10 protein-coding genes are annotated in these 13,026 nt (G+C 70.0%); 7 read left to right on the top strand and 3 right to left on the bottom strand.

What is annotated here, in order from left to right:
* The first annotated feature begins 121 nt into the window (after positions 1-121).
* The 7 genes from ACFYNP_RS02940 to trxA all read left to right on the top strand — a co-directional run bounded on the left by ACFYNP_RS02940 (position 122) and on the right by trxA (position 9,744).
* The gene (locus tag ACFYNP_RS02940; RefSeq protein WP_388781996.1) at positions 122-2,446 is read left to right on the top strand and encodes a DUF6049 family protein; all 2,325 of its coding nucleotides are present in this window, start codon (positions 122-124) and stop codon (positions 2,444-2,446) included.
* 45 nt (positions 2,447-2,491) lie between these two features.
* Positions 2,492-4,660, top strand: coding sequence for a murein biosynthesis integral membrane protein MurJ (murJ, locus tag ACFYNP_RS02935; protein ID WP_388781993.1), 2,169 nt, complete (start codon positions 2,492-2,494; stop codon positions 4,658-4,660).
* A gap of 128 nt (positions 4,661-4,788) precedes the next feature.
* Positions 4,789-6,528, top strand: a complete 1,740-nt coding sequence (locus ACFYNP_RS02930; RefSeq protein WP_388414017.1) for a serine/threonine protein kinase — start codon at positions 4,789-4,791, stop codon at positions 6,526-6,528.
* Positions 6,529-6,553: 25 nt separating this feature from the next.
* Positions 6,554-7,258, top strand: coding sequence for an RNA polymerase sigma factor SigM (gene sigM, locus ACFYNP_RS02925; protein ID WP_388781990.1), 705 nt, complete (start codon positions 6,554-6,556; stop codon positions 7,256-7,258).
* A complete protein-coding gene (locus ACFYNP_RS02920; protein ID WP_388781987.1) occupies positions 7,255-8,259 on the top strand; it encodes a hypothetical protein in 1,005 nt (334 codons plus the stop codon). Before sigM ends, ACFYNP_RS02920 begins: the two co-directional genes overlap by 4 nt.
* 139 nt (positions 8,260-8,398) lie before the next feature.
* Positions 8,399-9,358 carry a thioredoxin-disulfide reductase gene (trxB, locus tag ACFYNP_RS02915; protein ID WP_100575626.1) on the top strand — a complete coding sequence of 320 codons (960 nt, stop codon included), beginning with the start codon at positions 8,399-8,401 and terminating at the stop codon, positions 9,356-9,358.
* Positions 9,359-9,408: 50 nt separating this feature from the next.
* The gene (trxA, locus tag ACFYNP_RS02910; protein ID WP_388414008.1) at positions 9,409-9,744 is read left to right on the top strand and encodes a thioredoxin; all 336 of its coding nucleotides are present in this window, start codon (positions 9,409-9,411) and stop codon (positions 9,742-9,744) included.
* A gap of 50 nt (positions 9,745-9,794) precedes the next feature.
* Here trxA and ACFYNP_RS02905 read toward each other — a convergent pair whose 3' ends face one another.
* The 3 genes from ACFYNP_RS02905 to ACFYNP_RS02895 form a co-directional block, all read right to left on the bottom strand.
* The gene (locus ACFYNP_RS02905) at positions 9,795-10,412 is read right to left on the bottom strand and encodes a GNAT family N-acetyltransferase (RefSeq protein WP_388414005.1); all 618 of its coding nucleotides are present in this window, start codon (positions 10,410-10,412) and stop codon (positions 9,795-9,797) included.
* Positions 10,413-10,720: 308 nt separating this feature from the next.
* Positions 10,721-11,818, bottom strand: a complete 1,098-nt coding sequence (locus ACFYNP_RS02900; RefSeq protein WP_388781983.1) for a ParB/RepB/Spo0J family partition protein — start codon at positions 11,816-11,818, stop codon at positions 10,721-10,723.
* On the bottom strand, positions 11,815-12,891 hold the full coding sequence (locus ACFYNP_RS02895) for a ParA family protein (RefSeq protein ID WP_384900263.1): 1,077 nt from the start codon (positions 12,889-12,891) through the stop codon (positions 11,815-11,817). The genes ACFYNP_RS02900 and ACFYNP_RS02895 overlap by 4 nt, the downstream gene beginning before the upstream one ends.
* Positions 12,892-13,026 lie beyond the last annotated feature (135 nt).

The raw sequence follows: 13,026 nt of genomic DNA, 5'->3' as shown, positions 1-13,026 counted from the left end.
CCGTCCGTGCGGCACTCTTCCGATCATGTGGAGCAGTCCGCGGCACTTCGCCACAGTCCGCATCGTTACCATGCGTGGACGCAGCAACCGACAGCGACGACAGCGAGGGACGGGCGAGCGCGTGGCCGAGGCGGCAGATTTCCAGGGGATGACTCCCTCTCCTGCCCGCCGGTGGCTCCGGCGTACGGCGGCACTGCTCGTCGGCGCCCCTTTGTTCGCCGGTCTGCTGTCCGCCACGGCCGCCCCGGCGGCGCATGCCGCCCCGGACGCGGTGAGCGGCCAGAGCGTCCAGGTCTCGCTCGACTCGGTGGCTCCTCAGGCCCCGGTCAAGAGCGACACGCTGACGATCTCCGGCACGGTGACCAACACCGGCAAGCAGGCCGTCACCAGCGCCCATGTGGGACTGCGGGTGGGCCAGAAGCTCTCCGGGCGCTCGGCGATCGACGAGGCGGCCCGTCACAGCTCTTCCGCGTCGGCGACCGACGGCGCCGAACTCAGCGACGGCCCGACGGTGAAGTTCGCCAAGCTGGACGCGGGGATCAGCCAGGACTTCACGCTCTCGGTGCCCGTGGCCAAGCTGGGCCTGGGCGACGACGGGGTGTACCAGCTCGGCGTCTCCCTGTCGGGCCAGACCGCGGGCCAGCACTACGACCAGATGCTCGGCATCCAGCACACGCTCCTGCCCTGGCAGCCGGACGCCGTCGACGGCAAGAAGAGCCAGCTGACCTTCCTGTGGCCGCTGATCTCCTCGTCCCACCTCACCGCCCAGACGGGCTCGGACGCCCAGCAGACGCCGGTGTTCGCCGATGATTCCCTGGCCAGGGACATCGGGCCCGGCGGCCGGCTGGAGCAGATGGTCTCGCTCGGCAAGCAGCTGCCGGTGACCTGGGTGATCGACCCCGACCTGCTGGCCACCGTCGACGCGATGACCCGCAACTACAAGATCAAGGTCGGCGAAAGCCTGGTCAACGGCACCGGCCAGGACGTCGCCAAGGCATGGCTGAGCCAGCTGGAGGCCGCGGTCCAGGGCGAGAAGGTGGTCGCGCTGCCGTTCGCCGACCCGGATCTCGCCTCGCTCGCCCACCACGGCCGGGACGTCCCCGGCTCCCTCGGTCATCTGCAGAGCGCCACCGAGGTCGCGCAGAAGACCGTCGACACGATCCTGCACGTGACCCCGTCGGTCGACTACGCCTGGCCCGTGGACGGCGCCGTCGACCCGTCGATCGTCGACGTGGCCACGTCGGCCGGCGCGCACAACGTGATCGCACGCAGCGACAGCCTGCGCGACGGCGCGCTGGCGTACACGCCCACGGCGGCCAGGCCGATCGGCGGTGGTGCCAACGCCGTCGTCGCCGACGCCCGGCTCTCCACCGCCTTCCAGGGCGATATGTCCTTGGCGAACACCTCGACCCTGGCCGTGCAGGAATTCCTGGCGCAGACTCTCGCCACGACGCTCCAGGACACCGACAAGCAGCGCAGCGTCGTCGTCGCCCCGCAACGCATGCCGACCGTCAGCCAGGCCCAGACGATGGCCGTCGCACTGCACGCGCTGGATCCCCAGCGCTGGACGCAGCCCCTCGTCGACCTCGGCGCGGCGTCCGCCGCCAAGCCCGACCCGCTCGCCACGACGCGGGTGCCCGGCGCGAGCGCCTACCCCGACGCGTTGCGCCAGCAGGAACTGCCCCTCGACGCCTTCCAGGACATGAGGGACACCCAGGGCACCCTGGAGCGGTTCAAGGTGATCCTGACCGCGCCCGACCGGGTGGTCACGCCCTTCGGCAACGCGATCAACCGGGAGATGTCGACATCCTGGCGCGGCGACTCGGGTGGCGCGCAGAACTACCGCTCGGGCGTTCAGCTCTACCTGGACGGCCTGGCCGACCAGGTCCATCTCATCCAGAAGTCGACCGCCACCATGTCGGGGCGCAGCGCGACGATCGCCGTCACCGTGCAGAACAAGCTGGTGCAGGGCGTCGACCACCTGGTGCTGAAGATCCAGCCGAAGAGCCCCACCCGCCTTCAGTTGGGCGACGACGGCGACGCGGTCGGCGAACAGCCCGTGAAGGTGGACGGCGACCGCAGCCAGTCGGTGAAGTTCACCGCGATCGCCAACGCCAATGGCCCCGTCCCGGTGACCGCGCGGCTCTACACCCAGGACGGCACGCCGTACGGTGAGCCGATGGAGTTCACCGTCCAGGTCTCCGAGATCACTCCGACGGTGATGCTGGTCATCGCGGGCGGCGTCCTCCTCCTGGTGCTCGCCGGCATCAGGATGTACACCCATCGCAAGCGTTCCATGGCTCGTGAGGAGTCCGAGGGCGACGACGATCCGGGCCAGTCGAACGGTTCGGCGGACGCCGATCCCGGGCAGCCGAGTGACCCGACACCGGACACCGGTCCGGAAAGCGGGGCCACGCCCGGCCCGGGTGAGAAAGTGGACCATTGAGCTATGTCGTGGCCGGTCGGCCGGGGACGATGAGGTGGGGTAACCATGAACGCGCCGTACGACGGTGACCGTGGGCAGGGTGGCGGCAGCGGCGCCGCGCCCTCCGGGGGCACGCCCCCGGCACCCGCCCAGGCGGGGCAGATCCCGCCGCCGCAGTCCGCTCCGGACCCGTACGTCCAGGACGCCTACGCCTACGACCCGTACCGGTCGCAGGACCTGTCCGCCCAGGACCCGGTGACCGAGGCGCTCTACGACCGCGCGGCGCATCCGCCACCGCCCCCGGGCACCTACGCGGACCAGCAGCCGCTCTACCAGCAGCCCGCCGCGCAGCAGTACGCGCCCGACCCGCGGATCTGGGCCCAGACCCCGCCGCCCGAGCCCGAGGGTCCCTCACGCCATCTGCCCTACGGCGACGACGCGCGGACCACTCAGTTCGTGGGCGTCGACGACCTGGTCACCCAGGCGGGCGAGGAACTGCCCGAGCAGGACGCGTTCGCGCACCTCTACCGGGACCAGCAGCAGGTGGGCCAGCCCCCGGCGCCCGCCGCGCCGGAATCCGTGCCCGCACCGCCCCGCAAGGCGGCCGGCCGCGCCTCCAGCCTGATGAAGTCCAGCGCGGTGATGGCCGCGGGCACCCTGGTGTCCCGGCTCACCGGCTTCGTACGCAGCCTGGTGATCACCGCGGCGCTGGGTGCGGCCCTGCTCGGTGACACCTTCACCATCGCGCTCACCCTGCCGACGATGATCTACATCCTGACCGTCGGCGGCGGCCTGAACTCGGTGTTCGTGCCCCAGCTGGTGCGCTCCATGAAGGACGACGAGGACGGCGGCGAGGCCTACGCCAACCGTCTCCTGACGCTCGTCATGGTCGCGCTGGGCACCATCGTGGCGCTCGCCGTCATCGGGGCGCCGCTGCTGATCCAGCTGATGTCGCCCACCATCGGCAACGACGCGGCCGCCAACAGCGTGGCCGTCACCTTCGCCCGGTACTGCCTGCCCACGATCTTCTTCATGGGTGTGCACGTGGTGATGGGCCAGATCCTCAACGCCCGCGGCAAATTCGGCGCCATGATGTGGACCCCGGTCCTCAACAACATCGTGATGATCTGCACGTTCGGCCTGTTCATCTGGGTCTACGGCACCTCCGCCGAGTCCCACATGGGCGTCCAGACGATCCCGCCCGACGGCGTCAAGCTGCTCGGCATCGGCACCCTGCTCGGCCTGGTCGTGCAGGCCCTGGCGATGCTCCCCTATCTGCGGGAGACCGGCTTCCGGTTCCGGCCGCGCTTCGACTGGAAGGGCCACGGGCTCGGCAAGACGGTCAAGCTCGCCAAGTGGACCGTGATGTTCGTGCTCGCCAACCAGGCCGGCGTCATCGTCGTCACACGGCTCGCCACGGCGGCGGGCAAGGAGTCGGGGCGGGACGGGGCCGGCTTCCTCGCCTACTCCAACGCCCAGCTGATCTGGGGCATGCCGCAGGCCATCATCACCGTCTCGGTCATGGCCGCGCTGCTGCCGCGCATCTCGCGCGCCGCGCACGACGACGACCCGGGCGCGGTCCGCGACGACATCTCGCAGGGGCTGCGCAACTCGGCCGTCGCGATCGTGCCGGTCGCCTTCGCGTTCCTCGCGCTCGGCGTCCCGATGTGCACCCTGCTGTACGCCTCCAGCGGCATCCAGGCCGCCCAGTCCATGGGCTTCATCCTCATGGCGTTCGCCCTCGGCCTGATCCCGTACTCGGTGCAGTACGTCGTGCTGCGGGGCTTCTACGCCTACGAGGACACCCGTACGCCGTTCTACAACACGGTGATCGTGGCGGCCGTCAACGCGGCGGCCTCGGCCGCCTGCTACGTAGTGCTGCCCGCCCGATGGGCGGTCGTCGGCATGGCCGCCGCGTACGGCCTGGCCTACGCCGTGGGCGTCGGGGTGGCCTGGCGGCGGCTGCGCAACAGGCTGGGCGGCGACCTGGACGGCGCGCACGTCCTGCGTACGTACGCCCGCCTCTGCCTCGCCGCGGTTCCGGCCGCGGTGGTCGGTGGCGTGGTGGGATTCGGTCTGCTGAAGTTCCTGGGCGAGGGCGCGGGAGGATCGGTCGTGGCGCTGGTCGTGGGCGGTGCCGTACTGCTCGGAGTCTTCTTCGTCGCGGCCAAGCGGATGCGCATCGAAGAGCTGAACGCGATGGTCGGCATGGTCCGGGGGCGGCTCGGCCGCTGAGGCCGCGGCCCGCGCACAACCATCGACGGCCACCGCGTGTCGTGCATAGTGCCGGACTGTGGGCACAATTGGCGTGACTTTGCATGGCTGGCCTACAGCACGCAACGGATGGGGAGGCAGGAGCGACGGTGGCGGAACGTAGCACGGCTGCCGTCGACGTGGCCGACAACAGCGGCGACAACCCGCTGACCGCCAAGGCGGACAAGGCGACGACCGACGGGGTGACGGAGTCCATCGACACGGCAGACGCGGCGGAGCAGAACGCGAACGGCGGCGGCGAGCGCAAGGCCACCGAGCCGTCCATCGCGACGCCCGAACTGCACAGCGGTCACAAGCTGGCCAGACGCTACCGTCTTGAGGAGTGCGTCACCCGTCTGGACGGTTTCAGCAGCTGGCGTGCCGTCGACGAGAAACTCCGCCGCGCCGTCGGCGTCCACCTGCTGCCCGCCGATCATCCGCGGGCCCGCTCCGTGCTGGCCGCCGCCCGTTCCTCCGCGCTGCTCGGCGACCCCCGCTTCGTGCAGGTCCTGGACGCCGTCGAGGAGAACGACCTCGTCTACGTCGTCCACGAGTGGCTGCCGGACGCGACCGAACTCACCGCCCTGCTGGCGCTCGGCCCGCTGGAGGCGCACGACGCCTACCAGATGGTCACCCAGGTCTCCCAGGCCATGGCGGCCGCCCATCGCGAGGGCCTCGCACACCTCAGGCTCACCCCGAGCGCGGTCCTGCGGACCTCGACGGGGCAGTACCGCATCCGCGGGCTCGCCGTGGCCGCCGCCCTGCGCGGCATCAGCTCCGACACCCCGCAGCGCAGCGACACCGAAGCCATCGGCGCGCTCCTGTACGCCGTGCTCACCCAGCGCTGGCCGTACGAGAGCGACGCCTACGGCCTGCACGGGCTGCCGAAGGGCGTCGGCCTGATCGCCCCCGACCAGGTGCGGGCGGGCGTCCACCGGGGGCTTTCGGAGCTCGCCATGCGGGCACTGGTCAACGACGGGGCCACCGCGTCCCGCCAGGAACCCCCGTGCACCACCCCGGACGAGCTGGTCAAGGCCATCGGGGAGATGCCACGCATCCGCCCACCGGAGCCGGCGTTCACCGCGCCGCCCGAGTACCAGCGCACCACCTACCAGCAGGGGACGTACGGCCGGCCGGCCAACGGCCCGGGCCCCTCCGTCGCCCAGGCCGTGACGCCGCCGCCCCCGCCGCTCCAGGGACGCACCGGCAAGGCGCTCAAGTGGGCCGTCTCGGCCCTTCTGATCGCCGCGCTGGGCCTCGGCAGCTGGCAGCTCGCCGACGCCCTGCTCCAGCACGACAAGGGCGGCTCCAACGAGACGGGCAACACCCGCACCACGGACCAGAGCGGCGACGAAGGCGACAAGCCGAAGGCTCCGCTGCCGCTCGCGATCCAGGGCGCCCAGGAGTACGCGCCGGACGGACTGCCGCAGGACGCGGCCGACGTGAGCAAGACCTACGACGGCAGCGCCTCGACCTACTGGCGCACGAGGAGCTTCGACGACGGCCCGAACCTGGCTCCGTCGGTGAAGGCCGGCGTGGGGATCGTGTACGACCTCGGCTCGGCCAAGGAGATCTCCACCGCGTCGATACTGCTGCGATACGGCGGCGATCACACCACGATCACGCTGTACGCGGCGGACTCGCTGTCGCCGTCCGCATCGGTCGGCTCGATGACGCGGATCGCCACCGTCCAGACCAGTGGCACCAAGGCCGCCCTGAAGGCGAGCACCCCGGTCACATCGCGGTACGTACTGCTCTGGATGACGGCGATGCCCTATTCGGGCGGCGGGGACGATTACAGTCGCGCGGGGCACAAGCAGGCCATCACCGATGTGAAGTTCGCCGGCTGACCGAACGGCAGGGGGAGGCTCACCGTTGGACGAGGCCACACTGGGCGACATAAGCGACCAGGAACTCCTGGCGCGCCATGTCGAGGGAGACCCCGATGCCTTCGGTGAGATCGTGCGGCGTCACCGCGACCGATTGTGGGCGGTGGCGCTGCGCACGCTGGGGGACCGCGAGGAGGCCGCTGACGCCGTCCAGGACGCGCTCGTCTCCGCCTACCGGGCCGCCCACACCTTCCGCGGCCAGTCGGCCGTCACGACCTGGCTGCACCGCATCACGGTGAACGCCTGTCTCGACCGGGCCCGCAAGGCGGCCTCCCGCAAGACGTCCCCGGTCGACGACAGCGAGCGTTTGGACCAGCTCCTCGAACCGCACGAGTCGGCCGAGGCCCCGGTCGAGCGTCAGGACCTGCACCGCCAGCTCATCGAGGCCCTGGGCACCCTTCCGCCGGACCAGCGCGCCGCACTCGTACTCGTCGACATGCAGGGCTATCCCGTGGCCGAGGCGGCCGAAGTGCTCGATGTCCCCGCCGGCACGGTGAAAAGCCGCTGTGCCCGGGGCCGGGCACGACTGCTGCCACTCCTCACTCATCTGCGCGCCGATACGGGGGGTAGCGGTGAGTCCCGTGGGGGAAGGAACCGGACGCCGGGGACATCCGTCCCACCGGTGTCGGAAACGAACGACGCAGGACCGAGCGATTCGGCTGCCGTCAAGGGCGGAGGTGGGCGCGCGTGACAACCACGACCGGAACGACACAACACCCGGACGTCTCGGAGATCTCCGAGCTCGCCGAAGGCCTTCTGTCGCCGTCCCGTACCGCGGACGTCCGTCGGCACCTGGAGGGCTGTGCGCTCTGCACCGACGTTCGGGCCTCCCTTGAGGAGATCCGCGATCTGCTCGGCACTCTGCCCGGGCCGCAGCGGATGCCCGCCGACGTGGCAGGGCGCATCGACGCGGCACTGGCCGCAGAAGCACTTCTCAACTCCACGGCCCCTGCAGCCGACGCCTCCCGCGAAGCCGACGAGCGTGAAACCGCGCATGTTTCACGTGAAACAGCCGTCGCACCGAGCGAGTCGCCGGCCGAGTCCACCTCACCGAGCGAATCGGTGGCCGCCCCCGCTCAGGCGCCCACCGGCTCGGCCACGTCTCCGGCCGGGCGCCCCTCCGGGCACAGCCGCGCGGCCACGGGCCCCGGACGCGCCGCCAGGGCACGCCGTCGCCGGACCGCCGTGCTCAGTGCGGTGATCGGCGCCGCCGCCGTCGGTGCCGGGATCTTCTTCGTGCAGAACATCCACTCTTCTTCGCCGTCCCCCCAGGCCGAGCGGGCCTCTTCCCAGGCTTCTTCGCCCGGCGGCACCGTGTTCTCCTCGGGCACGCTCGAAGGCAGCGTCCAGTCGCTTCTGGCGCAGCACGGCGGCCAGAGTTCCGGGAAGGCCCCTTCGGCAGGGATCGCGCCGTCGACGAAGAACGCCCCCGACAGCGACAACCCGTCGGACAGCCTGCGCTCGGCCGCCAGCGTTCCACCCTGTGTCCAGGCGGGCACCGGACGCCCCTCCCAGCCGCCTCTCGCCGCCGAGCAGGGCACGTACGAGGGAACCAAGGTGTATCTCGTCGTGCTGCCCGATCCGGCGAATCCCGCGAACGTCGAGGCCTACCTCATCGACGCGGCCTGCGAGAACACCGGGTCCCCGACGCAGGGCAAGCTGCTGCTGACGCACTCCTACCCTCGGCGCTGAGCGGCCTCGAAGGACCCGGCTCCGCGCCGCCCGTCCGGCTCGGGAATGCATCCCCCGTAGGATCCGTTGGGTGGGGTGAGAGTCCTGGACCGGGGCCCCGACAGGCAGTAGGCAGTCCGCAGAGACGAGGAAGAAACCCGTGAGCGACGTCCGTAACGTGATCATCATTGGCTCGGGGCCGGCCGGATACACGGCCGCGCTGTACACCGCACGTGCGTCGCTGAAGCCGCTGGTGTTCGAGGGTGCCGTCACCGCCGGCGGTGCCCTGATGAACACCACCGAGGTGGAGAACTTCCCCGGCTTCCAGGACGGCATCATGGGCCCGGAGCTCATGGACAACATGCGCGGCCAGGCCGAGCGCTTCGGCGCCGAGCTGGTCCCGGACGACATCGTCGCCGTCGACCTGACCGGTGAGATCAAGACCGTCACGGACACCGCGGGCACCGTTCACCGTGCCAAGGCCGTGATCGTGACCACCGGCTCGCAGCACCGCAAGCTGGGTCTGCCCAACGAGGACAAGCTCTCCGGCCGCGGCGTCTCGTGGTGTGCCACGTGCGACGGCTTCTTCTTCAAGGACCAGGACATCGCCGTGGTCGGCGGCGGCGACACCGCGATGGAGGAGGCGACCTTCCTCTCGCGCTTCGCCAAGTCGGTCACGATCGTCCACCGCCGTGACAGCCTGCGCGCCTCCAAGGCGATGCAGGAGCGTGCCTTCTCCGACGAGAAGATCAAGTTCGCATGGGAGAGCGAGGTCGCGGAGATCCACGGCGACCAGAAGCTCTCCGGTCTGACGCTGCGCAACACCAAGACCGGCGAGACCTCCGAACTGCCCGTGACGGGCCTGTTCATCGCCGTGGGCCACGACCCGCGCACCGAGCTCTTCAAGGGCCAGCTCGACCTGGACGACGAGGGCTACCTGAAGGTCGACGCCCCGTCGACCCGCACCAACCTCACGGGTGTCTTCGGCGCCGGTGACGTCGTCGACCACACCTACCGGCAGGCCATCACCGCGGCCGGCACCGGCTGCTCGGCCGCCCTGGACGCGGAGCGCTTCCTCGCCGCGCTCGCCGACAGCGAGAAGGCCGCCGCCGGCGTCTGATCCCGCCCTTTCAGCTTCCCTCCTCCCCCAACACCCCTTAGGAGACTGCCGTGGCCGGCACCCTGAAGCACGTAACCGACGCCGACTTCGACGAGGTCGTCCTCAAGAGCGGCAAGCCCGTTCTCGTGGACTTCTGGGCCGAGTGGTGCGGCCCCTGCCGCCAGATCGCTCCGTCGCTTGAGGCGATCGCGGCCGAGCACGGCGACGAGATCGAGATCGTCAAGCTCAACATCGACCAGAACCCGGACACGGCCGCCAAGTACGGCGTCATGTCGATCCCGACGCTCAACGTCTACCAGGGCGGCGAGGTCGTCAAGACCATCGTCGGCGCCAAGCCGAAGGCCGCGCTGGTGCGTGACCTCGACGGCTTCATCACCGCGAAGTAAGTTCCGCCACGTTCGTTGTTTCACGTGAAACGCCGTTTCCAGCGGTCTGGCTACAACGGCCTGAGGGCCGGCTCCTTCTGGACCGCTCCCAGCAGCCGGTCCAGGGCCAGCTCGACGTCTTCCTTCCAGGACAGCGTCGTCCGCAGCTCAAGTCGCATCCGCGGATACCGCGGGTGGGGCCGTACGGTCTTGAAGCCCACCGCCAGCAGATGGTCGGCCGGGAGCACACAGGCGGGCTCAGTCCAACGAGCGTCCCCGAACGCCTCGATCGCCTTGAAGTTGCGGCGCAGCAGATCCTTGGCGACGGTCTGCACCAGCACTCTCCCCAGCCCCTGTCCCTGATAGCCCGGCATGATCCAGGCGGTCATCAGCTGCACGGCGTCGGCGGCCACCGGGCTGGTGGGAAAGGCGGTGGAGCGGGGCACATAGGCCGGGGGCGCGTAGAGCACATAGCCGACCGGAACGTCATCGACGTAGACGACCCGGCCGCAGGAGCCCCATTCCAGGAGCACGCCCGAGATCCAGGCCTCCTTCTCCAGTTCGGGTCGGCCGGCCTTTACCGCGGCTTCTCCGCTGACGGGGTCGAGTTCCCAGAAGACGCAGCCACGGCAGCGCTTGGGGAGGTCCGGAAGGTTGTCCAGCGTGAGCGGTACGAGCCGACGCCCCATGGAGGCTGTTCCTCACTTCCCTCGCCTGCCGCACCCTGCGCGGCCCACAGCGCGCTCCGCTCCCGCAACAGGCTGCCGACGAATCCGCCGACGGCCCCGAGACCGAGTCCCGCCGTCACCAATTGAGTGCGGCTCACCGTTCGCATGGCCCCCGCCCTCCCTCAGAGGATGGATCAAGGTGGATGTGCCATACCAGAACGCATCGTATCCAGCCCCTCTCGACAGGGACAGCGTCCTCATGCAAAGGGCGGGCCGTGTTCCGGTATGCACCGGAACACGGCCCGCCGTCAAGCGACACCGCAGGAGACTCAGCTCTTGACGTCCTCCGAGGTGTCCTCGGCGAGGCCCTTCTCCAAGACCCGCCCCTCACCCGGGGCGAGGGTGCCGAGAATCCTCTCCAGGTCCTCCATCGAGGCGAACTCGACGACGATCTTGCCCTTCTTCTGGCCAAGATCGACCTTTACCCGCGTCTCGAAACGATCCGAGAGCCGGTGCGCCAGATCGGAGAGCGCGGGGGCGACCCGTGTCCCGGCCCGCGGCCCCTTCGCCTTGGGAGCGGCCTGGGGCTCCGAGGACATCAGACTGACGATCTCCTCGACCGCCCGCACCGAGAGCCCTTCCGCCACGATGCGGTGAGCGAGCCGGTCCTGCTCCGCGGTGTCGTCCACCGACAGCAGGGCTCGCGCGTGGCCCGCCGAGAGGACACCGGCGGCGACCCGGCGCTGCACGGGAGCCGAAAGGCGCAGCAGACGCAGCGTGTTGGAGACCTGCGGCCGGGAGCGCCCGATGCGGTCGGCCAGCTGGTCATGGGTGCACTTGAAGTCCCTGAGCAGCTGGTCGTAGGCGGCGGCCTCTTCCAGCGGGTTCAGCTGGGCCCGGTGCAGGTTCTCCAGGAGGGCGTCGAGCAGAAGCTTCTCGTCATCCGTCTCACGGACGATCGCGGGGATCCGCTCCAGCCCTGCCTCACGGCAGGACCTCCAGCGCCGCTCGCCCATGATGAGCTCGTAGCGCTCGGGGCCGGTCTGCCGGACGACGACGGGCTGGAGGAGCCCGACTTCCTTGATGGAGGTGACCAGCTCGGACAGGGCGTCCTCGTCGAACACCTCACGCGGCTGGCGCGGGTTGGGCGTGATCGAGTCGATCGGCAGTTCGGCGAAGAACGCACCGGCCGGGCTGACCGGCTCAGGTGTGGCCTCCGGCTCCGGTTCCGGCGTTGTTTCACGTGGAACAGAGGCCGCCGGCAGTGTCGCCACCTTCGCGGCCGCCACCCCGCGCTCCGCGGTCAGTACCGGCACCGACGAGGGAGACGTGGAAGCCGTCCCCACCGAGGAGCCCGGCTTCTCCTGCGCGGCTGATGGGATCAGCGCCCCGAGCCCACGCCCCAGTCCTCTGCGTCGCTCACTCACTGGATCCCCTCCGACATGCTGTGCTGGTTGTTCTGGCTGACCACATGCGCGTGCGTGGGGTCGTACTGCATACCGACACCGCGCAGGGCGATCTCGCGGGCAGCTTCGAGATACGACAGCGAGCCACTGGAGCCCGGGTCGTAGGTGAGAACCGTCTGCCCGTAGCTCGGCGCCTCGGAGATCCGCACCGAGCGCGGAATGCTCGTGCGCAGCACCTCCTTGCCGAAGTGGCTGCGCACCTCGTCGGCCACCTGGGAGGCGAGCCGGGTCCTGCCGTCGTACATGGTGAGCAGGATCGTCGAGACGTGGAGCGTCGGGTTGAGGTGGCCGCGCACGAGATCGACGTTCCTCAGGAGCTGGCCCAGGCCCTCCAGCGCGTAGTACTCGCACTGGATCGGGATCAGGACCTCGGCCCCCGCGACCAGCGCGTTGACCGTCAGCAGACCCAGCGAGGGCGGGCAGTCGATCAGGATGTAGTCCAGCGGCTGCTCGTACGCCTGGATGGCGCGCTGCAACCGGCTCTCCCGGGCCACCAGGGACACGAGTTCGATCTCCGCACCGGCGAGATCGATCGTGGCCGGGGCACAGAAGAGGCCCTCCACATCCGGGACGGGCTGGACGACTTCGGAGAGCGGCCTGCTCTCGACCAGTACGTCATAGATCGACGGGACTTCGGCGTGGTGGTCGATTCCCAGTGCCGTCGAGGCGTTGCCCTGCGGATCGAGGTCGACCACCAGTACCCGGGCACCGTGCAGCGCCAGGGAAGCGGCGAGATTGACCGTGGTGGTGGTCTTCCCTACGCCGCCCTTCTGGTTGGCAACGACCATGATTCTGGTCTGCTCAGGCCGGGGCAGCCCCTCGCCGGTCCGGCCGAGGGCTTCCACCGCCAGCTGGGCAGCACGACCGATGGGGGTGTCGTCCATCGGGGGCGGTGTTTCACGTGAAACATCCTCCCCCGCCGATTCGGTACGGGGACCGGGGACCGGATCGGTCATCGGTCCCGCGATGTTGGCGTCGGACCGCAAGGATTCACTCTCCTCGACTTCAGGCTCGCAATGAACAGAGCCTCCCATGTCTTCGGGGTCGTGAACCAGCGAGGCCCGGTCTTCTGTGGATGAATCCACCTCTGTGGACAACTCCGTAGCCCTCGTGGGGGACCCAAGGCCCCCCGCGAACGGCTTGCGGTCGCGCGGCGAGGAAGCCGCACG

The organism is Streptomyces sp. NPDC006691 (genome assembly GCF_042869955.1).
GTDB lineage: Bacteria > Actinomycetota > Actinomycetes > Streptomycetales > Streptomycetaceae > Streptomyces.
Note: the sequence above shows the minus strand (reverse complement) of the source record. Positions and strands in the feature narration are given on the sequence as shown.